Consider the following 20,828-nt stretch of genomic DNA (forward strand, 5'->3'; position numbering starts at 1 on the left):
GTCAGGACGGGGGCAGGCCCAGCGCGCGGGCGATCAGCATGCGCTGGACCTCCGAGGTCCCCTCGCCCACTTCGAGGATCTTGGCGTCGCGGTAGAAGCGGCCGACCGCGTACTCGTTCATGAAGCCGTACCCGCCGAAGATCTGGGTGGCGTCGCGGGCGTTGTCCATGGCGGCGTTGGACGCGACGAGCTTGGCGATCGCCGCCTCCTTCTTGAACGGCTCGCCGGCGAGGAGCTTCGCCGCCGCGGCGTAGTAGGCCAGCCGGGCGGTGTGGGCGCGCATCTCCATGTCGGCGATCTTGAACTGGATGGCCTGGTAGCGGCCGATCTCCTTGCCGAACGCCTCGCGCTCGCGGACGTAGCGGAGGGACTCGTCCACGCAGCCCTGGGCGAGGCCGACCGACAGCGCGGCGATCGCGATGCGGCCCTCGTCCAGGATGCGGAGGAACTGGGCGTAGCCGCGGCCGCGCTCGCCGACGAGGTTCTCGGCGGGGACGCGCACGTCGTCGAAGGACAGCTCGCGGGTGTCGGACGCCGACCAGCCGACCTTGGAGTACTTGCGCCCGACCGTGAAGCCGGGCGTGCCGTTCGGGACGATGATCGTGGAGATCTCGCCGTCGCCGGTGAAGGCCGTGACCGTCACGAACGCGGTGATGTCGGTGCCGGAGTTGGTGATGAACGACTTCGAGCCGTTGATCACCCAGGTGTCGCCGTCCAGCCGGGCGGTGGTGCGCATGCCGCCGGGGACGTCGGACCCGCCGCCCGGCTCGGTCAGCCCGAACGCCGCCAGCTTCTCCCCGGACGTGAGCAGCGGCAGCCACCGCTTCCGCTGCTCGGGCGACCCGAACCGGTAGATCGGCATGGCGCCCAGCGAGACCCCGGCCTCCAGCGTGATCGCCACGGACGAGTCGACGCGGGCGAGTTCCTCCAGGGCCAGGCACAGCGCGAAGTAGTCGCCGCCCATGCCGCCGTGCTCCTCGGGGAACGGCAGCCCGAACAGGCCCATCCGGCCCATCGCGGCGACGATCTCGTACGGGAACTCCCCGCGCTCGTACAGGTCCCCGATGACGGGGGCGACCGTGTCGCGGGCGAACCGCTCGACCGTGCGCCGCAACTCCTCCTGCTCGTCGCTGAGCGTGAAGTCGATCATTACTACTCCGGTTTCGGTGAGAGGGCCTGGACGACGCGGGACGGGCTGGGGCGGCCCAGGTGGCGGGCCATCCAGTGGCTGGTCTCGACGAGTCTGCCGAGGTCGACGCCGGTGTCGATGCCGAGGCCGTGCAGCATCCAGACGAGGTCCTCGGTGGGCAGGTTGCCGGTGGCGCTCTCGGCGTACGGGCAGCCGCCGAGGCCGCCCGCCGACGAGTCGACGCAGGTGACGCCGGCGCGGAGCGCGGCGAGCGTGTTGGCGAGGGCCTGCCCGTAGGTGTCGTGGAAGTGGACGGCGAGCCGCTCGGTGCCGATGCCCGCGGCGCCGAGCGCCTCGATGAGCGCGGTGACGTGGCCGGGCGTGCCGACGCCGATGGTGTCGCCGAGGCTGAGCTGGGAGCAGCCGAGCTCCATCAGCCGGGACGCGACCGACACGACCTGCTCGATGGGAACGTCGCCCTCCCAGGGGTCGCCGCACACCATCGAGATGTAGGCGCGCACCCAGAGCCCCTCGCTGTGGGCGCGCTCGACGACGGGCGCGAACATGTCGATCGACTCGTCCACGGTCCGGTTGAGGTTGCGGCGGGCGAACGACTCGGTGGCGCTCCCGAAGATCGCGATCTCGGTGACGCCGTTGGACAGCGCCCGCTGCAGGCCCTTCTCGTTCGGGACGAGGACGGGGTAGCGCAGGTCGGGGGAGCGGGGCAGCACGTTGAGGAGGTCCTCGGCGTCGGCGAGCTGCGGAACCCACTTGGGGTGGACGAAGCTGGTCGTCTCGATCGTACGGAGCCCCGCGGCGGCCAGCCGGGTCACGAACTCGGACTTGACGTCCACGGGGACGACCGCCTTCTCGTTCTGCAGCCCGTCCCGCGGCCCGACCTCGTAGATCGATACACGCCTGGGAAGGCCGGAGAGAGGTACCCGCATCGTCATTCCTCCTCGATCACGGCCAGCACCGCGTCGAGGGCGACTTGCGCGCCCACGCGTACCGGCAGTTTCGCCACCGTGCCGGACAGCGGCGCGGTGACGGCGTGCTCCATCTTCATCGCCTCGACGACCACGAGCGGCTGCCCCGCCGACACCCGGTCGCCCTCGGCCGCCTTGACGGCCAGGACCGTGCCCGGCATCGGGCTGCGCAGCACCCCGTCGCCCGTCCCGGCGGACGCGGCGCCCGCCTCGGCGCGGACGTGCTCGCCGAGCGCCCACGCGTGCCCGTCGCGGCCGAGCCACAGGGTGTGCCCGTCGCGGGCGGCCGTGAACGAGGTCGTCCTCCCAGCGTAGGTCAGGGTGAACGGGCCGTTCAGCGCGGCCGGGACCGGAGCGCCGCCGCCGATCGCGACCTGCGCGTCCGAGGCGCGCCCCTGCACCCGGACCTCGACCGGCTCGCCACCGGACGGCGTGATGATCCACGGCGCCCACGCGTGGGCGCCGGGCCGCCAGCCGTCCGGGATGTCCCAGGGGTCGTCCCCGGTTTCGAGGGCCCGCATCCGTTCCAGCGCGGCGGCCGCCAGCACCTCGGGCGGGACCGCCGCGCCGGCCACCAGGTCGTCCAGGTCGCGCTCGACCAGGCCGGTGTCGAGGTCGCCCGCCACGACCGGCGGGTGCCGCAGCAGCGACCGCAGGAACGCGACGTTCGTCGGGACGCCCAGCAGCGTGTAGGAGGCGAGGGCCCGGTCGAGGCGGTGCAGGGCCTCGGCGCGGTCGGCGCCGTGGACGATCACCTTGGCGAGCATCGGGTCGTAGGACCCGCCGATCTCGGTGCCGGCGTCGAGCCCGGAGTCGACGCGGGCGCCGTCCGGTTCGGTCAGGGCGAGGACGCGTCCGCCGGTCGGCAGGAAACCGCGGGCCGGGTCCTCGGCGTAGACGCGGGCCTCGATCGAGTGGCCGTCCAGCCTGACGTCGGCCTGGGTGACCGGGAGGGGCTCGCCCGCGGCCACCCGGAGCTGGAGTTCGACCAGGTCCAGGCCGGTGACCAGCTCGGTGACCGGGTGCTCGACCTGCAACCGGGTGTTCATCTCCATGAAGAAGAACTCGTCCGGGCGGTCGGCGGAGACGATGTACTCGACCGTCCCGGCGCCCGCGTACCCGACGGCGCGGGCCGCGGCGACGGCGGCGGCGCCCATCCGGTCCCGCGCGGCGGCGTCCAGCAGCGGGGACGGCGCCTCCTCGACGATCTTCTGGTGGCGGCGCTGCAGGCTGCACTCGCGCTCGCCCAGGTGGACCGCGTTGCCGTGCGCGTCCGCGAAGATCTGGATCTCGATGTGCCGGGGGTTCTCGACGAACCGCTCGGCGAGCAGCGTGTCGTCGCCGAACGAGCCGCGTGCCTCGCGGCGGGCGGACGCGATGGCCTCCGGCAGCTCCGCCGCCTCGCGGACGAGCCGCATCCCCTTGCCGCCGCCGCCCGCCGACGGCTTCAGCAGCACCGGCAGCCCGATCTCCAGCGCGGCCGCCTCCAGTTCGGCGTCCGTGAGGCCCGGTTCGCGAAGATCGGCGGAGCCGCGGGGGGCGTGGGGGGTCGTCCCCCCTCGAAGGGGACTTCCGGGGACGACGGGGACGCCGGCGGCCGCGACGGTCCGCTTCGCGCGGATCTTGTCGCCCATCGCCTCGATCGCCTCGGGGGGCGGGCCGATGAACACGAGCCCCGCCTCGCCGCACGCCCGCGCGAACTCCGTGTTCTCCGCGAGGAAGCCGTACCCCGGATGCACGGCCGACGCCCCGCAGTCGCGGGCCGCGGCGAGCACGGCCCCGATGTCCAGGTACGACGGGATGCGCAGGGCCTCGTCCGCCTCCCGGACGTGCCGGGACAGGGCGTCGGCGTCGGTGTGGACGGCGACCGCCCGGACACCGAGCCGCCGCAGCGTGCGGAAGACGCGGACGGCGATCTCCCCGCGGTTGGCGACCAGGACGCTGTCGAACATCACACCCTCACATCCGGAAGACGCCGTAGCCGACCGGCTCCAGCGGCGCGTTGGCGGCCACCGAGAGCCCGAGCCCCAGCACGCGGCGGGTGTCGAGCGGGTCGATCACCCCGTCGTCCCACAGCCGGGCCGTCGAGTAGTACGGGTTCCCCTGCGCCTCGTACTGCTCGCGGATCGGGTCCTTGAACGCCTCCTCGTCCTGCGCGGGCCACTCCTCGCCGCGCGCCTCCATCTGGTCGCGCCGGACGGTGGCCAGCACGCTCGCCGCCTGCTCCCCGCCCATCACCGAGATCCGGGCGTTCGGCCACATCCACAGGAAGCGGGGCGAGTAGGCGCGCCCGCACATGGCGTAGTTCCCGGCGCCGAACGAGCCGCCGATGACGACGGTGAACTTCGGGACGCGGGCGCAGGCGACGGCGGTGACCATCTTGGCGCCGTGCTTGGCGATGCCGCCCGCCTCGTACTCGCGGCCGACCATGAACCCGGTGATGTTCTGCAGGAACACGAGCGGGACGCTGCGCCGGTCGCACAGCTCGATGAAGTGCGCGCCCTTCTGCGCCGACTCGCTGAACAGGATGCCGTTGTTGGCGACGATCCCCACCGGGTGCCCGTGGACGCGGGCGAATCCGGTGACGAGCGTGGGCCCGTACTCCTTCTTGAACTCCTGGAAGCGGCTGCCGTCCACGATGCGGGCGATGACCTCGCGCACGTCGTAGGGGGTGCGCGGGTCCGGCGGGACGATGCCGTACAGCTCCGCCGGGTCCAGGGCCGGGGCCTCGGCCGGCGCGACGTCCCACGGGCGCGGTTCGCGCGGCCCGAGGGTGGCGACGATGTCGCGGACGATCCGCAGCGCGTGCGCGTCGTCCTCGGCGAGGTGGTCGGTGACGCCCGACGTACGGGAGTGCAGTTCGCCGCCGCCCAGTTCCTCGGCCGTGACGACCTCGCCGGTGGCCGCCTTCACCAGCGGCGGCCCGCCCAGGAAGATCGTCCCCTGGCCGCGGACGATGACGGCCTCGTCGCTCATCGCCGGGACGTACGCGCCGCCCGCCGTGCACGACCCCATGACCGCCGCGATCTGCGGGATGCCGCGGCCCGACATCGTGGCCTGGTTGTAGAAGATGCGGCCGAAATGCTCGCGGTCGGGGAACACCTCGTCCTGGCGGGGCAGGAACGCGCCGCCGGAGTCGACCAGGTACACGCAGGGGAGGCGGTTGTGCAGCGCCACCTCCTGGGCGCGCAGGTGCTTCTTCACCGTGACCGGGTAGTAGGTGCCGCCCTTGACGGTGGCGTCGTTCGCGACGACGACGCATTCGCGCCCGGAGATCCGCCCGACGCCCGTGATGATCCCGGCGCCGGGGGCCTCGTCCCCGTACATTCCGTTCGCGGCCAGCGGCGACAATTCCAGGAAGGGCGACCCGGGGTCGAGGAGCGTGTCGACCCGGTCGCGGGGGAGCAGCTTGCCGCGCGCGACGTGCCGCTCGCGCGCCCGCTCCGGGCCGCCGCGACCGGCCCGGTCGAGGTACTCGCGCAGCTCCGCGGCGAGGGCCTCGTTGTGGGCGGCGCTCGCCTTGAACGCCTCGGCCGCCGTGTCGGCGCGGGAGCCGGTCTCGGGTCCGCTCATGCCCCTCCTTCACGGTTAACGATCGTTAACAACGCCGATGTTAATCACCGTTAACAACCTTAGTCTAGACTGGCGCGCATGACGTCCCGCCCCGCCGGGGCGGCCGCCGGGCCCGCCGCCCCGGCCGGCCCGCCCAATCCGCGCCGGGCCGAGATCCTCGGCGCCGCGGCGGAGCTGTTCGCGCGCCGCGGCTACCACGGGGTGTCCATCGGCGACCTCGGACGGGCCGTCGGCCTCACCGGCCCCGCCCTGTACCGGCACTTCAGCGGCAAGGAGGCCGTCCTCGCCGAGATGCTCCTCGACATCAGCGAGCGGCTGCTCGCCGAGGGCGTCCGCCGCGCCGCCGACCCCGACCCCGGCCGCGCCCTGGACGCGCTGCTGCGCTGGCACATCGCGTTCGCCCTCGACAACCCCGCGCTGATCACCGTGCACGAGCGGGAGCTGGACAACGTCCCCGAGCCGCAGCGGCACCGGATCCGCCGGCTGCAGCGCGCCTACGTGGAGGAGTGGGTCGCCGTCCTGCGCCGCCTCCACCCCGGTCTGCGGGACGGCCGCACCCGCGCGGCCGTCCACGCCTGCTTCGGCCTCCTCAATTCCACCCCGCGCAGCGCCGCCGGGCTCGACCGCGACGCGATGGGCGAGCTCCTCCAGACCATGGCCCGCGCCGCCCTGGACGCGGCCGGCCGGGAAGCCGGCTGACCGCGCCCGGCCCTGCCGCCGCCTGCCCATTCGTGAAGAACTCGCCGATACGCCGGTGCCGGCGGCGATGAGCAGGACTCGGTCGTCGCGCGGGCGTCCCCGCATCCTTGACGTGGCCATGCCGTACTCGGTCAGATGTACCAAAGGTCATTTCTTGACCATCTGACCCCGGACTGAGGAGTGCCGTATGGGCGTCGAGGGTGTCGGCTTCTACGAGATCGCGCAGAACCACCCGGACCGCCCGGCGATCCTGGCACCCGGGGAACCGATGTCCTACGGCGAGCTGCACGCCGAGGTGAACCGCCTGTCGAACGCGCTGGGCGGGCTCGGCCTCCGTCCCGGCGACTCGCTGGCGACCGTCCTCGGCAACCGGCCCGAGTTCCTCACCGTCCTGCTGGCCGCGTTCCAGAGCGGCCTGTACCTGATTCCGGTGAGCCGCCACCTGACCGCGCCGGAGATCGGCTACATCCTGGCCGACAGCGGCGCCAAGGCGGTCGTGACCGAGAGCGCGTTCGCCGACGTCGTGACGGGCGCGGCGGACGAGGCGGGCATCCCCGCCGAGGGGCGTGTGAGCGTCGACCCCGCCCAGGGCTACGGCTCGCTGGCCACGCTGTGCGCCACGGGCAGCGCCGAGCCGCCCGGCAAGCGGCAGATGGGCTCGATCATGCTGTACACGTCCGGGACGACGGGGCGGCCGAAGGGCGTGCGGCGGCCGCTCCTCGACGTCCCGCCGGAACTGGTGATCGACCTCATGAGGCAGACGCTGATGCGGCACCTCGGCCTCGAACCCGGCGACGAGGTGCACCTCGCCATCGGCCCGCTCTACCACTCCGCGCCGTGCGTCCACGCGCTGATGTCGCTCAACCTCGGCCACGCCCTCGTGGTCGCCGCGCACTTCCGGCCCGAGCAGACGCTGGAGCTGATCCAGCGGCACGGCGTGACGAACTCGTTCATGGTGCCGACGATGTTCCACCGCATGCTCGCCCTGCCGGACGACGTCCGCGCCCGCTACGACCTGTCGTCGCTGCGGCAGGTGTACCACAGCGCCGCGCCCATCCCCGTCGAGACCAAGCAGCGGATGATGGACTGGTGGGGGCCCGTCCTCTACGAGTACTACGGCAGCACCGAGAGCGGCCCGGTCGTCGTCGCCACCCCCGAGCAGTGGCTCGCGCGCCCCGGCACGGTCGGCCGCGCGGTCGACGGCGTGCAGATCAAGGTCTACGACCCGGAGGGCGCCGAGCTGCCGCCGGGGGAGACCGGCCTGATCTACGCGAGCGGGCAGCCCGGATTCGAGTACCACGGCGACCCCGACAAGACCGCGGCCGCCATGCGCGGCGACTTCTACACGCCCGGCGACCTCGGCCACCTGGACGAGGACGGCTGGCTCTTCATGAGCGACCGCCGCACCGACCTCATCATCGCCGGCGGCGTGAACATCTACCCGGCCGAGATCGAGAACGCCCTCCTGCAGCACCCGTCGGTCGGCGACGTCGCCGTCATCGGCGTCCCGGACGAGGACTGGGGCCAGATCGTGGTCGCGCTCGTCGAGCCGGCCGAGGACGCCGTCGCCGGCGACGCCCTCGCCGCCGACCTGCTCGCGCACTGCGAGCCCCGGCTGGCGAAACTGAAGCACCCGCGCCGGATCGAGTTCCGCGAATCGCTGCCGCGCACCCCGTCCGGCAAGCTCAGCCGGCGCCGCGTGAGGGAGGACTACCTGGGGGAACACGCGGGCTGAACGTGCCCGCGGGCCCTCGGGGAGGGACGGGGCCGAAGTAGTCGCCGGGAACGTCGAACGCCTCCGGGGTCTCCTGCGTACAACGGCACATGAAGGACCAGAAGGTCGCCCCGTTCGACGACGTGGCCCCGACCCCTTCCCCGACGAAGACCGACCTTCCCGTCATCCCCGACTCCGGCTACCCCGACCCGGTCTCCTCCTTCCCCGGGTCCGCGCCCGCGTCCCGCGGAGACCTCGGCGCGGACGCGGCGCCCGCCGCCGAACCGGGCGGCGAGCCCGCCGCGGACACCGTCCCGACGCAGCCGCTCACCGAGGTCGCGCGGACCTACGGCGACGTCGCGCGTCCGCCTGCGCCGGGCGACGACGACCGCACCGGGGTCGCCCGCCTCGGCGACCCGGTCGCGGTCTGGCCGTGCGCCGGCTGCGGACGGCCCGTGCCGCAGCCGGTGCGCGGCGCCCGCACCGTCCGCTACTGCCAGGACAACGACGGGGAGTGCGAGCGCTCCGCCCGGGAGAGCCGCGACCGCGGGCGGGAGGCCCCCGGCCTCACCGGCCAGGTCGCCTGGGCCTGGGAGATGGTCGAGCGGCTGGAGGGCGCCGCCGACCGGCTCGCCGGCTCCCTCATGTCCGAGCTGAGCGTCGCCGGCGTCGAACGGCGCATCGCCGACGCCCAGGCCGACGCCGCCGGGCACATCGCGATCGCGCAGCGGGAGCGCGACGCGTCGCAGCGGCAGGCCGAGGCCGCCTGGCGGGAGACCGCCACCGCCCGCGCCCGCGCGGACGCCGCCGAGCAGGAGGCCGCGGCCGCCCGCGCCGGGGCCGAGCGCCTCGCCGCCGAACGCGACGCCGCCAGGCGCGAACGGCAGGAGGCCCGGGAGGAGGCCGACGCCGCCACCGCCGCCCGGATCGCCGCGGAACGCGAACGCGACCGCGTCGCCGCCCGCGAGGGCGAACTGCTCGCCTCCCTGGAGAACGCCCGCGCGGAACTGGTGTCCCTGCACGGGCGGCTCTCGGAGGCCGAGACGCTCGTCGAAGGGCAGCGCGTCGAGGCGGAGGCGGCGAAACGCGCCACCGACGACCTCCGCTCCGCCGTCCGCGACGCCGAGGCCAAACGCGGCCAGGCCGTCGCCGACCTCGACCAGTTCCAGGCGCGGGCACGCGAGTTCGAGCAGCACAACTGGCAGCTGACCCGCACCGCCGAGGAACTCCGGGCCGCGGTGCAGGCGCTGACCGCCGAACGCGACGCCGCGCGCGCCGAGGCCGACCGGGCCCGCCGCCGGGTCGACGCGCTCACCGCCCTCGCGGACACGCACCGCGACGGCGGCCCCCGCCCGGTCGTCGACCGGGAACCGCCGACGGGGCTGCATCCGGTGCCGCCGGTCGGCGGCTCGTCCCTGGACTTCGGCGACCCGCTCGCCACCGACCCCGGGAGACGCGGCAGGCAGCACAACGGACGCCACCTTCCCTACGCCGGCTGACGGTCATGCCGGCCGACCGATGCACCGCGAGGAGGTGAGGCCCTTCCCCACACTGCACTGGCCCTGAGCCGGCCGCCGTATCGCACCGGGGTGGTACGGCGGCCGGCGCCCGTCCGGAGGCGGGCGCGATCAGCTTTTCCGCTGCCGGTTCCGGGAGCTCAGGTAAGCGGTGTAGTCGACGGCACCGGCGTGGACGGCCGCATGGACGGCCCGCGCGATCCTGGCCCCCCAGACCGACCGAGGCCCCGCGAACACCTCCACCGCCTTGCCGTCTTCTGTCGTCCGGCCGGGCGTCCTTGCCGCGATGCAGACCGCGTCCGATGCGGTGCCCGTGCACGGATATCCGGCCTCCAGAAGCGCCTGCGTCTTGGCCTCGGTGACGGTCATGACCGCGTTCACCAATGCGGCGTCGCTGAGCGGCACGGGCACGGCGACGACGATGTTGATCGTCCCCGGGGACCACGCCGGGGGCGACGCTCCGTCCAGGTGGATCGGCGCCAGCTCCGGGTCCGGCCGGTCGGCGGGTGCCGCGGCCCAGGTCGGGACCCGGAGCCCCACCGTCGCAGAGGCGTGCACGCCCCCGTCGTCCCGCCGCATCGTCCGGGACACCGAGGCCGCGGTGAGCATCCCGACGCCCGGCCCCTCCAGGCCGTACGACGCCGCGAGCTCCTCCAGGTGCGCGACCGGATCCATCCGCGAATACCCGCCCGCGACCTGCGCGTTCAGCACCCACCGGGCGCGGCCGGCGCCGCCGCCGAGCATCGCCGACGAGATCATCCGGTACCCGTCGCCCGCCCGCCACACCGTCGCGGCGAGCCGCGCCCCGTCCTCCGCCCGCCACACCGTCTCGAGGTTCACGGGCGCTCCAGCGACAGGACCGGCCGCCCGCCGGCGCCGGGGGTGACCCGCACCCGGGCGTCGAAATGCTCCTCGACGGCGGAGCGGGTCAGGACCTGCGCGGGCTCGCCCGCCACCGCCACCCGCCCGCCCGAGATGAGGACCAGCCGGTCGGCGTACTGCCCCGCCAGCGTCAGATCGTGGATGGTCGTCACCACCGTCAGCTCGTCGGACAGCCGCAGCCGGTCGATCAGCTCCATCACCTGCTGCTGGTGGCCGATGTCGAGGGCCGCGGTCGGCTCGTCCAGCAGCAGCACCGGCGTCTGCTGGGCCAGCGCCCGCGCCAGCACCACCCGCTGCCGCTCACCGCCCGAGAGGTGGCCCAGCCGACGGGCCGCGAAGGCGGTGAGGTCGAGGCGGTCGAGGACCTCCGCGGTGACGGCCCGGTCCCGCGCGCCCTCCCGTCCCAGGTGCGGGATGTAGGGGGACCGGCCGAGCAGCGTGTAGTCGAACACCGTCATCCCCACCGGGAGGTTCGGGCTCTGCGGCGTGTAGGCGATCATGCGGGCGCGCTGCCGCGGCTTCAGCTTCCCCAGGTCCACGCCCGCGACGGTCACCTCGCCCTTGGACGGCACCAGGCCGAGGACGGCGCGCAGCAGCGTCGACTTGCCCGCGCCGTTCGGGCCGATGACCGCCGTCCACGACCCGGCCGGGACGTCCAGCGACACCCCCTTCAGGACCCGCCGCCCGCCCAGGGCCACGTCCAGGCCCTGCACCAGCACCGTCAAATCTCCACCTCCCTGCGGCTAGAGCGCAGCACCGCGACGAAGAACGGCCCGCCGACGAACGCCGTCACCACACCGAGCGGAAGCTCCGCGGGCTCGACCACCGTCCGCGCCACGAGGTCCGCCATACCGAGGAAGGCGGCACCGCCCAGCAGCGACAAGGGCAGCACGATCCGGTACGAACCGCCCGCCAGCCGGCGCACAATGTGCGGCACCACGATCCCCACGAACCCGATCAGCCCGCTGACCGCGACCGCGCACGCCGTCGCCAGCGACGCCGCCACCAGCACCGTCAGCCGCACCCGCGCCGCCGACAGGCCGAGCGACGCCGCCTCGTCGTCGCCGACGCTCAGCACGTCCAGCAACCGGCCGTGCGCGAGCAGCACCACCGTCGACACCAGCGAGTACGGGGCGATCAGCGCGAGCTGCCGCCAATCCGCCGAGCCGACGCCGCCGAGCAGCCACGAGAAGATCCGCTGCAGCTCCTCCGCCTTGAACTGCTGCAGGAACGTCTGCACCGAGGCCAGGAAGGACGACACCGCGACCCCCGCCAGCACCAGCGTCGCCGCCCCGCTCGCGCGCCCCGCCGTACTGCCCAGCACGTACGCCAGGAACACGCCGGAGATGGCGCCCACGAACGCGGCGAGCGGCACGGCGTACCCGGGATCGCCCGGCATCAGCACGATCACCATCGTCGCGCCGACACCCGCGCCCGCCGCCGCGCCCAGCAGGTACGGATCGGCGAGCGGATTGCGGAACACGCCCTGGTACCCGGCGCCCGCCATCGCGAGCATCCCGCCGACCAGCGCCGCCATCAGCGCCCTCGGCACGCGCAACTGGAACAGGACGTTCTCGTCGATGACACCGAGGCCGCTGTCGACGTGCACGAACGGCAGCCGGTCGGCCAGCGCCTTCAGCACCCCGCCGACCGGCAGCCCGGCCGCCCCGACCAGCACTCCCGCCAGCAGGGTCGCCGCCAGCAGCGCCGCCGCCATCACTAGCGAGACCGGCCGCAGCCTGGCCTGCCCGGCCGGCGGCACGGCACCGGGACGTCTCCGGACGTCCGCGGAGACGTCCGGAGACGCCCCCGCGGACGCGCGGCGAAGCTTGGGACTCACGGCCGGACGTCCAGTGCGCCGATCACTGGACCTTCTGCACCGCGGCGCCGATCGCCTTGACGAACTCGGGCAGGCGGGGACCCCAGCGGGAGGCGATGGCGTCGTCGAGCTCGACCACGCCGCCGTTCTTCACCGCGCCCAGATCCGACCAGCCGGGGCGCTTGGCGATGGTCTCGGCGTTCTGGCCGCAGCACTTCGTGTCGGCGAGGAAGATCAGGTCGGGGTCCTGCTTGAGGAGGAACTCGCGCGACAGCTGCGGGTACCCGCTGCTCGCTTCGTCCGCCTCGTCGGCGATGTTGCGGAGTCCGAACAGCCCGTAGATCTGGCCGAGGAACGTCTTGGACGTGACCGAGTGCAGCTGGTTGTCGAGCTCGTGGTAGTACGTGAGGCCCTTGGCCTTGGACGATGCGTCGACCGTCTCCTTGATGCTGGCCTGCATGTCCGTGACGAGCTTCTCGGCCTCGTCGGAGTGCCCGGTGGCGAGCCCGAGGTCGCGGATCTCGTCGTAGGCCTCGTCCAGGTTGTTGGCCGCCGGCTCCAGCAGGACGGGGATCTTCACCTTCTCGAGCGCCTTGACGATGCCGTTCAGGTCGTCGGACACGACGACGAGGTCCGGCTTGTACTCGATGACCGCCTCGGCGTTCGGCTTGAAGCCCGACAGCTTCGTCTTGGGCGCGTTCGGGGGATGGTCGGAGTAGTCGTCCACCGCCACCACCTGCGGCCCGGCGCCGATCGCGAACAGCGTCTCGGTGTGGGCGGGGGACAGCGACACGATGCGCTCGGGCTTGGCCGGGACGGTCACCGCCCCGTTGGCGGCCTGCACCGTGACGGTCTTGGCACCGGACGTCGCGTCACCGGAGGTATCGGTGCCGCCACCGCATCCGGTGGCGAGCGCGGCGACGAGTGCCATCACCGCGCCGAGGGAACGGACGGGTCTCACAGGAGCCTCCTGGCTACAGGGAAGCCGCGGCCCGCACATGACGGATCGCCCTTCCACGAGGTCGAAAATCGTCGGCGCGCAAGGAGGCGACCTGGCTCGGCCCACTCAGCGTGGGCTCCACAGTTGCGGGACAGCGCCGGATTTACACCGGACTTCGCTCCTGGCGCGCAGCATCGCAACGCTATCAGGCAGCAAGTCCCCCTAAACTCCGACATCCCCTCGCCTTGACCGTCCGGTGCTGGGGGACGGCGGGATGGGTCGACAAAGTGCGACCGCGGCGGTTGTGGGGGTTCACCCGCCGGTGTTCGGCGGATGGCGCGATGAGGTCAGCCGGCCATGTAGGACTTGAGGAACTTCCTGGTCCGGCCGCGGTTCTCGCCGGGGATGTACTCGGCGGCGACGAAATCGGTGACGCCCGCTGCCGCCAGTTCGTCCAGCTTGGCCGCGACCTCGTCCTCGTCCCCGACGATGGCCAGGTCGGCGGGGCCGTCCACGCCTTCGCGGTCCATCATCGCCCGGTAGGACGGCAGCATCCCGTACATCTCGAAGGTCTGGCCCGCCTGCTCCCGTGCCTGGTCGACGTCGTCCGTGACGCACACCGGCAGGACGCACACCACCCGTGGGTCCGGTCGTCCCGCCGCCTTGGCGGCCGCGGTGATGGTCGGCGCGATGTGGTCGCGGACGGTGACGGGACCGGTCATCCACAGCACGGTGCCGTCCGTCCTTTCCGCCGCCAGCTTGAGCATCTTGGGGCCGAGCGCTGCGAGCAGTACCGGTACCCGTCCTTCGTTAGGAACGGAGAGGCCGATGTTGCCCTGCAGGGTCTCGCCCTTGAACGAGGCGGCGTCGCCCTCAAGCAGCGGCAACAGGACCGACAAGTACTCGTCCATGTGGCGCACCGGCCGGGCGAAGTCGTACCCGTACATGTCCTCGATGACGATCTTGTGGGACAGTCCGATGCCGAGCGTGAACCGCCCCTCCACCGCGAGCGCCGTCGTCCTCGCCTGTTGCGCCATCACCGCCGGGTGCCGCGGGTACGTCGGCACCACCGCGGTGCCGAGCTCGATGCCCGGCACGCCGCTCCCGGCGACGGCCAGCGCCATCTGCGCGTCCAGGCCGAAGATCTGCGAGATCCACGCCGAGGTGAACCCGTCGTCTGCGGCGCGCCGCACATCATCCGCCAGCCTGCCGAGCGCATCGGCCTCGCCGCGTTCGACCAACAGAGCACCAATACGCACAGCGACCTCCCTCAGATCACCATGATCCTTACACACCGCCCGCTCCCGCCACAGCCCCGCCCGACCGATTGAGCTACGCGGGTCCACTCGGGGTGGGGAGCCCGCCCCTTACCGTCCGGACCGCGGATTCGGAGGCGGCGCGGCTAATCGCGGGCGGCCTGCTCCCTCGCCTCCCCGAAGAAGTCGAACAGCGCCGTGTCATCCCGAAGCAGGCGCATAGGTCGCGCTGCGAACGAGACGTTCCAGAAGGGGCCGCGCCGCGACTCCCACGGACCGGCATATGCATACGACTCGTCAATGTGAGCGTCGCCCAGCGAGACCCCGTAGTTGACTTTGTCGAGGCTGATGCTCACGTCGAAGTGCTCCGGCCACAGTACCGGCGTGCTCTCGGGCGCGAATCTGGTCAACCCCATCTGCCCACGCCAGAAGATCTCCGCGATGTTCTGTGCGGCCTCCGCGTCCACACCGAGCGTCTCATCAAGGGAAACGCCACTGCCATCTGCATAAGCGTTCTCCGGAGCTCCCGCATCGAGCCCGACCGCCGCAGCGAGCTCCCGACAGCTGGCCCCGTTCATCCGATACCTACAGCGTGGAGATCCCGTCCTTGAGGGCGGGGAGGAAACGCGGCTCGGTGCGGGACGGTTACTCTCCGGGGTTTGTCGGTGGCGGTCGGTATGGTGCGGGCGTGTCCCGGTACCGGTTGTATCCGACCCCCGCCCAGGAGGCGGGGCTGCTGGTGCATTGCGCGCATGCCCGGTTCGTGTGGAACCTGGCTGTGGAGCAGCACGGGTGGTGGACGCCGCGCCGGGGCCCGGCGCCGGGGTATGTGGCCCAGGCCCGCCAGTTGACCGAGGCCCGCGCCGCGAACCGTTGGCTGGCGGACGGGTCGCAGACGGTGCAGCAGCAGGCGCTGCGGGATTTCGCGCAGGCGATGGCGAACTTCTTCGCGGGTACGCACCGCCGCCCCACCTGGCGCAAGGCCGGGCGGCATGAGGGGTTCCGGATCGTGGGGGCCCGTGGACGGGGGTGGGAGGTGCGGCGGTTGAACCGCCGCACCGGCCAGGTGCGGGTCCCGAAGGTGGGCTGGGTGCGGTTCCGCTGGTCGCGGCCCGTCCCGCCCGGGGTGAAATCGTTCCGGGTGACCCGCGATCGCGCCGGCCGATGGCATGTGGCGTTCGCCGCGATCCCCACCCCGGTCCCCGCTCCCGGCAACGGTGCGGCGGTCGGGGTCGACCGCGGGGTGGCGGTGTCGGCCGCCCTGTCGACCGGCGAGACCTGCACAGTGCCGGGCCTGACGGCGGGTGAGGCCGAGCGGTTGAACCGGCTGCTGCGGCGCCTGGCCCGTGCGAAGCCGGGGTCGAACCGCCGCGCCCGGGTCAAGGCCGCCATCGCCCGGCTCCGCGCCCGCGAGGCCGACCGCCGCACAGATTGGGTGGAGAAGACCTCGACCGCTCTGGCGCGCCGCTTCGACGTCATCGCCGTCGAGGACCTCGATGTGGCCGCCATGACCCGCTCGGCGCGCGGCACCCTGGACGCCCCGGGCGTGAACGTCGCGGCCAAGGCCGCGCTCAACCGGGGCATCCTCGCCAACGGCTGGGGACGACTCGCCGCCCGGCTGGAACGCAAGGCCCCCGGACGGGTCGTCAAGGTCGACTCCGCGTACACCTCGCAGACCTGCAACCCCTGCGGGCACCGCGCACCGGACAACCGCGAGAGCTGTGAGGATGATCTCGTGCTGCCCCGCCTGTACTGCGGTCCGGCGAGCACGAGCTCCGCCACTCCATGCAGCGAACGCCTGGTCGCGGCCAGAGTTTCCCGGTCGACGCTCATAACCCACCCCTTGCTCGGACCCCATCACCGGCCGTCGGGGGTGCCGCCTCGGGGTGCGTATTCCTCTGCGAGCCTGCGGTCGTTCTCGGCCCACTTGAGATGACGCCTCGCCGACTGCCGATGCAACTCGGCCTCCTCCGGATGGGCGTCGGCCATCCGCTCCAGCAGCCGCGCGGCCCGCTCATGCGCCCGCGCCGACGACACCATCGTCTGCCGTGCGTAGTCACCGGCGCCGCGCTCGGCGGGAACCGGAACGCCGCCTGCACCCTCTTCACCGTCCCGCCAGGTCTCGCGCGCCTTCACGAAAGCCGCACGATCATCGCCGCACCCACCAACCGAGCCCGTAGCCCTCCAAACACACCCGCTTACGTACCCCGCGCACCCCCCATTCAGCCTCCCACCACCCCGACGTCCAGCCACCCCCCCGGCGACGACCACGGAGGAGCAATATCTCCTTCTGGACAGGGCCTCGTGGGCAGTTGGTGGGCGCCGCGCTGCCTGATGGGGCCTCGCTTGGGCCCTTCGGCTTTGGGTGTGGTCTGGGTGGGTCAGTGTTGGGCCAGGTAGAAGTCGGTGCCTTGGTCGTCGGTGCATTGTGCGGTGATGCCGTAGGGCTGGCGGGCGGGCTCTGTTGCCGTGCCGCCGGCCTCGCGGACGCGGGAGACGGCGGACTGGATGTCGTCGACCGCGTACACCGGGACCACGACGGGACGTTCGGTGCCGCCGTGCATGCCGGTCATCGGCTGTATCTCGGTGCCGCCGAGTTGGACGCTCCAGCCGCCGGGGGTGTGACCCGGGGTGAACTCCCAGCCCAGGACGGTGCTGTAGAAGGAATGCGCGCGGGCGATGTCGGGGACGCCGATCGTGAGGTAGGAGATCTCGCCGTGCTGCGGAGTGAGCCCGGCCCTTTGCGCGAGCTGGCGTTCAACGGGGCTGGGCGGCTGGTAGATGGAGAATTCCATGCCCTGGTCGTCCGTGCACATGGCGGACAGGCCGTAGGGCTCTTCGGTCGGTTCTTCGGCGCGACCGCCCGCGTCGCGGATCCGCCGGAGCGTCTCGTGGATGTCCTCGACGGCGAAGGCCAGATAGGCGGTGCGGTGCTCCTGCCCGCCGAACATGCCGATGTGCTGCTCGGGCAGGCCCTCGACCTGGCGGGCGGACGGGTCGCTTCCGGGGACCGCGTCCCATCCCAGGACGGTGCCGTAGAACGCGGCGGCACGTTCGACGTCGGGGACCCAGATCGAGGTGTATCCGACGTCGCCGTGGCGCAGGCGGGACGGGGCGGGCGCGGGCGGTGTCGTGATCATCCAGCGGTGACCGAACGGGTCGGTGACGACGCCGTTGCGGCCGTACGGGTAGTCCGCCACGGGCCGGTCGGGGCTGGCGCCGAGTTCGACGGCGCGGGAGAAGACCACGTCGACGTCGGGGACCTTCAGGTAGAGCGATTGGCTCGGGCCGCCGCGCGCCTTGGGGCCGAGCAGGCCGAGCTCGGGCCACTCGTCGGCGAGCATCATGATGGAGTCGCCGAGCGCCAGTTCCGCGTGGCCGACGCGTCCGTCCTCCATGATGATGGGCTCGCCGCGGAGCTCCGCACCGAACGCGTCCGCGTACCAGCGCAGGGCGTGCTCTCCGTTGTCGACGCAGAGGTACGGCGTGAGCGTACGCACCTGCGCGGGTGTCTCCTGGGTGGTGGTCATGGCGTCTCCCGTGAGTTGCAGAAGTGCGCGCCGCAGGCGTTCACGCAGCCGCGCCGCGAAGATGGGATCGGGATCGACAGGGACGATCGGGGCGCGGAGAGCCTCCAGCGGATCAGTCATCGTGGCCCTCCTTTGCCTCCGCCGTGCCCGGGGAGCCGTTCCCCGGTGAGAAGTGATCGTTGTAGGCGTTCCGGAAGGCGGCTCTGGCCCGGACCAGCAACGCTTCTGTGGCCTGGCGAGTGCGCCCGAGATGTTCGGCGACCTGGGGGACGGGCAGCCCGTCGAGGTAGCGGAGCGTCAGGGCGGCCCGGTGGTGGGCGCCCAGGGTGGCGAGGACCTCGCGGGCGAGAAGCGCGTCCAGGCGTTCGTCCGCGGGATCTTCGGTGACGTCCTGGGCGGCCCCGTCCAGGACCTGGAGGCCGCGTTCCTCGCGGGCCGCCTTCCGCCAGTGATCGGCGAGTTTGTGGCGGGCCACCCCGATGAGCCAGGCGACCGACAGCTTCGGGGGCGGCTGTTTGCGCACCGCCTCCACTGCGGCCAGGAAGGTCTCGGCCGCGAGGTCCTCGGCCAGGCCGCGCCGGCCGCACCGGGACAGCAGGTAGCCGTAGACCTCCGGGAGCGCCGCGTCATAGAGATCGAGCAGCGCCGCCCCGGGGTCGGGCTGGAGTAGTCGTCCCGGGTGGTTCATACCCCTCCATCGTTCGGCGGGCCGCTTCTCCGACGGGTGGGCACCGGAAAATTCAAAAAGTTGCCGATGATCTTCCGGTGGCGGGATTCCCGCTGGTCAGGGCGCGCTGGCTGGCTTCTGGCGAATCAAGGGGGGTCCCTCATGATCACAGCCTGATGCCCGATCATGGAGTCGTGGTGATGCCCGAATCTCTCACCCTGTACACCGCCGACGACGTACGGATCGACGCAGGTCATTTGAGGGGCGGCGGCGATCTGTGCTTCGTCCTGGCGCACGGCTTCACGTGCTCGTGGCGGCAGCCCGCGCTCCGCCGGATCGCCGGTGTCCTCAACCGGCAAGGCGGGGTCATCGGGCTGGATTTCCGCGGACACGGCAGGTCCGGCGGCCGCTCCACCGTCGGCGACCGTGAGGTGCTCGACATCGACGCGGCGGTGGCCGCGGCGCGCCGCAGAGGATACGAGCGGATCGTCGTGACGGGGTTCTCCATGGGCGGTGCCATCGCCATCAGGCACGCGGCCCTGCAGGGCGGAGTCGACGCAGTGGTTTCGGTAAGTGCGCCTGCTCGCTGGTACTACCGGGACACTGTTCCGATGCAGCGGGTCCACTGGGCGATCGAACGGCGGGCGGGCCGACTGGCCGTCAGGTTGGCCCGCGGCACGCGGATCGCCCGCAACGGGTGGGACCCCGTGCCGGAAGCCCCGCATGAGGTCGTCGGACGGATCGCTCCGGTGCCGCTCCTCATCGTCCATGGGGACGCGGATGCGTTCTTCCCCCTTGAACACGGTCGGCAGTTGTACGAAGCCGCGCATGACCCGCGCGAACTATGGGTGGAACAGGCGTTCGGGCATGCGGAAGTGGCCGCGACACCGGATCTGATCAAGCGCATCGGCGACTGGGCGACTGTCGCCGTCGGCAGGTGAAGGGGTCGGCTGGCGCACCTCGCCTCGTCCGGTCAACTTGACATGCATGGGGACGAGCTGGCGGGATCGCGCTTTCGCGGCCGCTCGCGGCTCGTTTGTCGGTTGGTGCTCTGACTTGCGGTTATGCAGAGTTATCCACATTGTCGCGACCGCATTACCGGCCGTTGTCCGACCGGCCATCATCGGTGTCCATGGACGGATTCAGCCTCTCCTGGAAGCGAACGGCCGCCGGTTCGATCGTCCCTGTCGGGACCGGCGTGGACCGCATCCCCGTGAAGGAAGCCCCCCTCGCGGCACGAGCCGCCGCACTCAGCAGCCTCTTACCGGAGGACGTCGTGATGGTTCGCCGGACCGCGGCATGGATCTGGGGACTCGATGTACTACCGCCGGGAGTGGACGAGGCCGACTGGGAGATCGAACTGGTCATGGCGGCCGGACCCGGCAACCCGTCCGAGACGCCCGCTTCCGCGGGCACGATCGAAACGGCGCCGATCACATCCGAGTCGTCCGGGACGGCATCCGGCGCGTCGTCGGACTTCTTACGCCGTCCGGCGCCCTACCTGGAGGCTTTGCTCACCGCGATGCTTCAACGAGGCTGGACGCCGGATGACGCGGCCATGGAACGACTGGCTCTCCACCTGGCTCGACTCGCCCGTCGGCGGTGACGGGCGTCCTAACGGTCTTCGAGCAGCTTCACCAGGCGTTTCGGAGCGATGAGACGATAGCTGTCCTCGACGAGCTCGGCCATCTCGTCCCAGTCATGGTCGACGTCGAGGCGAGCACCGACCCATCCTTTGCTTCCCACGTACTTCGGGACGAAGAAGCGCTCAGGGGCCTCCGCCACCAGTGCCTCCTGTACGCCGGGGCCGGCCTTGAAGGTCATCGAGAGTCCGTCCTCACTGGTCATAACGAACAGCTTGTCGCGAACCCTGAAGGAGGGTGCCGTGTGCCCGCCGAAGGGCTTCTCCGACGTCTCCGGAAGCGAGAGGCAGATTTCCCGTATCCGCGCCTGCGCGTCGCTATCGCTCATGCCGTGCCTTTCCCATGATCGTGGTCGCCGCCCTCCAGGCGGGCTCCGTCTCTTCCTTGCGTTGACCAGCCGGCGGAGCTGATCGCGGGCGAGCACAGGTCGAGGACTCCGAGGTCCGTGCCCAAGCCTTCTGTACCGCATGCCG

The 20,828-nt window shown here is 72.2% G+C and carries 19 protein-coding genes and 1 riboswitch; of the genes, 6 read left to right on the top strand and 13 right to left on the bottom strand.

Features of this window, described 5'->3' with window-relative positions:
* Position 1: 1 nt before the first annotated feature.
* The 4 genes from IEZ03_RS22315 to IEZ03_RS22330 are packed head-to-tail and all read right to left on the bottom strand — an operon-like array spanning position 2 to position 5,688.
* Positions 2 to 1,150: an acyl-CoA dehydrogenase family protein gene (locus tag IEZ03_RS22315; protein ID WP_184885867.1), complete on the bottom strand. Its 1,149-nt coding sequence runs from the start codon at positions 1,148 to 1,150 to the stop codon at positions 2 to 4.
* Between the two features lie 2 nt (positions 1,151 to 1,152).
* Positions 1,153 to 2,076 (bottom strand): hydroxymethylglutaryl-CoA lyase, encoded by a 924-nt coding sequence (locus IEZ03_RS22320; RefSeq protein WP_184885865.1) that lies wholly within the window; start codon positions 2,074 to 2,076, stop codon positions 1,153 to 1,155.
* 2 nt (positions 2,077 to 2,078) lie between these two features.
* The gene (locus IEZ03_RS22325; RefSeq protein ID WP_184885863.1) at positions 2,079 to 4,067 is read right to left on the bottom strand and encodes an acetyl/propionyl/methylcrotonyl-CoA carboxylase subunit alpha; all 1,989 of its coding nucleotides are present in this window, start codon (positions 4,065 to 4,067) and stop codon (positions 2,079 to 2,081) included.
* A 7-nt stretch (positions 4,068 to 4,074) separates the two neighbouring features.
* On the bottom strand, positions 4,075 to 5,688 hold the full coding sequence (locus tag IEZ03_RS22330; protein ID WP_184885862.1) for a carboxyl transferase domain-containing protein: 1,614 nt from the start codon (positions 5,686 to 5,688) through the stop codon (positions 4,075 to 4,077).
* A gap of 78 nt (positions 5,689 to 5,766) precedes the next feature.
* Between IEZ03_RS22330 and IEZ03_RS22335 the strand changes: the two genes are divergently transcribed.
* The 3 genes from IEZ03_RS22335 to IEZ03_RS22345 all read left to right on the top strand — a co-directional run bounded on the left by IEZ03_RS22335 (position 5,767) and on the right by IEZ03_RS22345 (position 9,600).
* Positions 5,767 to 6,387, top strand: coding sequence for an SACE_7040 family transcriptional regulator (locus IEZ03_RS22335; protein WP_184885860.1), 621 nt, complete (start codon positions 5,767 to 5,769; stop codon positions 6,385 to 6,387).
* A 187-nt stretch (positions 6,388 to 6,574) separates the two neighbouring features.
* Positions 6,575 to 8,122: an AMP-binding protein gene (locus IEZ03_RS22340; RefSeq protein WP_184885858.1), complete on the top strand. Its 1,548-nt coding sequence runs from the start codon at positions 6,575 to 6,577 to the stop codon at positions 8,120 to 8,122.
* Positions 8,123 to 8,211: 89 nt separating this feature from the next.
* Positions 8,212 to 9,600 carry a chromosome segregation ATPase gene (locus IEZ03_RS22345; protein WP_184885856.1) on the top strand — a complete coding sequence of 463 codons (1,389 nt, stop codon included), beginning with the start codon at positions 8,212 to 8,214 and terminating at the stop codon, positions 9,598 to 9,600.
* A gap of 129 nt (positions 9,601 to 9,729) precedes the next feature.
* Here the strand turns inward: IEZ03_RS22345 and IEZ03_RS22350 are convergent, their stop codons facing one another.
* The 6 genes from IEZ03_RS22350 to IEZ03_RS22375 all read right to left on the bottom strand — a co-directional run bounded on the left by IEZ03_RS22350 (position 9,730) and on the right by IEZ03_RS22375 (position 15,093).
* Positions 9,730 to 10,458: an adenosylcobinamide amidohydrolase gene (locus IEZ03_RS22350; RefSeq protein ID WP_229808489.1), complete on the bottom strand. Its 729-nt coding sequence runs from the start codon at positions 10,456 to 10,458 to the stop codon at positions 9,730 to 9,732.
* Entirely contained in the window at positions 10,455 to 11,219 is a 765-nt protein-coding gene (locus tag IEZ03_RS22355) for an ABC transporter ATP-binding protein (protein WP_229808510.1), read from the bottom strand. Before IEZ03_RS22355 ends, IEZ03_RS22350 begins: the two co-directional genes overlap by 4 nt.
* A gap of 2 nt (positions 11,220 to 11,221) precedes the next feature.
* Complete coding sequence (locus IEZ03_RS22360) at positions 11,222 to 12,217, bottom strand: FecCD family ABC transporter permease (RefSeq protein ID WP_184890725.1); 996 nt, start codon at positions 12,215 to 12,217, stop codon at positions 11,222 to 11,224.
* A gap of 145 nt (positions 12,218 to 12,362) precedes the next feature.
* Entirely contained in the window at positions 12,363 to 13,280 is a 918-nt protein-coding gene (locus tag IEZ03_RS22365; RefSeq protein ID WP_184885852.1) for an ABC transporter substrate-binding protein, read from the bottom strand.
* A 65-nt stretch (positions 13,281 to 13,345) separates the two neighbouring features.
* Positions 13,346 to 13,480, bottom strand: a riboswitch (cobalamin riboswitch).
* 126 nt (positions 13,481 to 13,606) lie between these two features.
* On the bottom strand, positions 13,607 to 14,518 hold the full coding sequence (locus IEZ03_RS22370) for an LLM class F420-dependent oxidoreductase (RefSeq protein ID WP_184885850.1): 912 nt from the start codon (positions 14,516 to 14,518) through the stop codon (positions 13,607 to 13,609).
* A gap of 143 nt (positions 14,519 to 14,661) precedes the next feature.
* Positions 14,662 to 15,093: a hypothetical protein gene (locus IEZ03_RS22375; protein WP_184885848.1), complete on the bottom strand. Its 432-nt coding sequence runs from the start codon at positions 15,091 to 15,093 to the stop codon at positions 14,662 to 14,664.
* A 110-nt stretch (positions 15,094 to 15,203) separates the two neighbouring features.
* Here IEZ03_RS22375 and IEZ03_RS22380 point away from each other — a divergent pair, with 110 nt between their 5' ends.
* Entirely contained in the window at positions 15,204 to 16,451 is a 1,248-nt protein-coding gene (locus IEZ03_RS22380) for an RNA-guided endonuclease InsQ/TnpB family protein (protein WP_221480791.1), read from the top strand.
* Between the two features lie 445 nt (positions 16,452 to 16,896).
* Here IEZ03_RS22380 and IEZ03_RS22385 read toward each other — a convergent pair whose 3' ends face one another.
* Both IEZ03_RS22385 and IEZ03_RS22390 read right to left on the bottom strand, forming a co-directional pair.
* Positions 16,897 to 18,165: a VOC family protein gene (locus IEZ03_RS22385; protein ID WP_184885846.1), complete on the bottom strand. Its 1,269-nt coding sequence runs from the start codon at positions 18,163 to 18,165 to the stop codon at positions 16,897 to 16,899.
* The gene (locus IEZ03_RS22390; RefSeq protein ID WP_184885844.1) at positions 18,158 to 18,733 is read right to left on the bottom strand and encodes an RNA polymerase sigma factor; all 576 of its coding nucleotides are present in this window, start codon (positions 18,731 to 18,733) and stop codon (positions 18,158 to 18,160) included. Before IEZ03_RS22390 ends, IEZ03_RS22385 begins: the two co-directional genes overlap by 8 nt.
* A 179-nt stretch (positions 18,734 to 18,912) precedes the next feature.
* Here IEZ03_RS22390 and IEZ03_RS22395 point away from each other — a divergent pair, with 179 nt between their 5' ends.
* Together IEZ03_RS22395 and IEZ03_RS22400 are read left to right on the top strand one after the other, a co-directional pair.
* Positions 18,913 to 19,653 carry an alpha/beta hydrolase gene (locus IEZ03_RS22395; protein WP_229808511.1) on the top strand — a complete coding sequence of 247 codons (741 nt, stop codon included), beginning with the start codon at positions 18,913 to 18,915 and terminating at the stop codon, positions 19,651 to 19,653.
* 191 nt (positions 19,654 to 19,844) lie between these two features.
* Positions 19,845 to 20,318 (top strand): hypothetical protein, encoded by a 474-nt coding sequence (locus IEZ03_RS22400; protein WP_184885840.1) that lies wholly within the window; start codon positions 19,845 to 19,847, stop codon positions 20,316 to 20,318.
* An 8-nt stretch (positions 20,319 to 20,326) separates the two neighbouring features.
* Here IEZ03_RS22400 and IEZ03_RS22405 read toward each other — a convergent pair whose 3' ends face one another.
* A complete protein-coding gene (locus IEZ03_RS22405) occupies positions 20,327 to 20,683 on the bottom strand; it encodes an MmcQ/YjbR family DNA-binding protein (protein ID WP_184885838.1) in 357 nt (118 codons plus the stop codon).
* Positions 20,684 to 20,828: the final 145 nt, after the last annotated feature.

The sequence above is a fragment of the Actinomadura livida genome (genome assembly GCF_014648675.1).
Classification (GTDB): Bacteria; Actinomycetota; Actinomycetes; order Streptosporangiales; family Streptosporangiaceae; genus Spirillospora; species Spirillospora livida.

What these genes read in the sequence shown, in the direction of transcription:
- IEZ03_RS22315 (WP_184885867.1), bottom strand. Translation starts at nt 1,150, where the DNA reads ATGATCGACTTCACGCTCAGCGACGAGCAGGAGGAGTTGCGGCGCACG.
- IEZ03_RS22320 (WP_184885865.1), bottom strand. Translation starts at nt 2,076, where the DNA reads ATGCGGGTACCTCTCTCCGGCCTTCCCAGGCGTGTATCGATCTACGAG.
- IEZ03_RS22325 (WP_184885863.1), bottom strand. Translation starts at nt 4,067, where the DNA reads ATGTTCGACAGCGTCCTGGTCGCCAACCGCGGGGAGATCGCCGTCCGC.
- IEZ03_RS22330 (WP_184885862.1), bottom strand. Translation starts at nt 5,688, where the DNA reads ATGAGCGGACCCGAGACCGGCTCCCGCGCCGACACGGCGGCCGAGGCG.
- IEZ03_RS22335 (WP_184885860.1), top strand. Translation starts at nt 5,767, where the DNA reads ATGACGTCCCGCCCCGCCGGGGCGGCCGCCGGGCCCGCCGCCCCGGCC.
- IEZ03_RS22340 (WP_184885858.1), top strand. Translation starts at nt 6,575, where the DNA reads ATGGGCGTCGAGGGTGTCGGCTTCTACGAGATCGCGCAGAACCACCCG.
- IEZ03_RS22345 (WP_184885856.1), top strand. Translation starts at nt 8,212, where the DNA reads ATGAAGGACCAGAAGGTCGCCCCGTTCGACGACGTGGCCCCGACCCCT.
- IEZ03_RS22360 (WP_184890725.1), bottom strand. Translation starts at nt 12,217, where the DNA reads ATGGCGGCGGCGCTGCTGGCGGCGACCCTGCTGGCGGGAGTGCTGGTC.
- IEZ03_RS22375 (WP_184885848.1), bottom strand. Translation starts at nt 15,093, where the DNA reads ATGAACGGGGCCAGCTGTCGGGAGCTCGCTGCGGCGGTCGGGCTCGAT.
- IEZ03_RS22385 (WP_184885846.1), bottom strand. Translation starts at nt 18,165, where the DNA reads ATGACTGATCCGCTGGAGGCTCTCCGCGCCCCGATCGTCCCTGTCGAT.
- IEZ03_RS22390 (WP_184885844.1), bottom strand. Translation starts at nt 18,733, where the DNA reads ATGAACCACCCGGGACGACTACTCCAGCCCGACCCCGGGGCGGCGCTG.
- IEZ03_RS22395 (WP_229808511.1), top strand. Translation starts at nt 18,913, where the DNA reads ATGCCCGAATCTCTCACCCTGTACACCGCCGACGACGTACGGATCGAC.
- IEZ03_RS22400 (WP_184885840.1), top strand. Translation starts at nt 19,845, where the DNA reads ATGGACGGATTCAGCCTCTCCTGGAAGCGAACGGCCGCCGGTTCGATC.
- IEZ03_RS22405 (WP_184885838.1), bottom strand. Translation starts at nt 20,683, where the DNA reads ATGAGCGATAGCGACGCGCAGGCGCGGATACGGGAAATCTGCCTCTCG.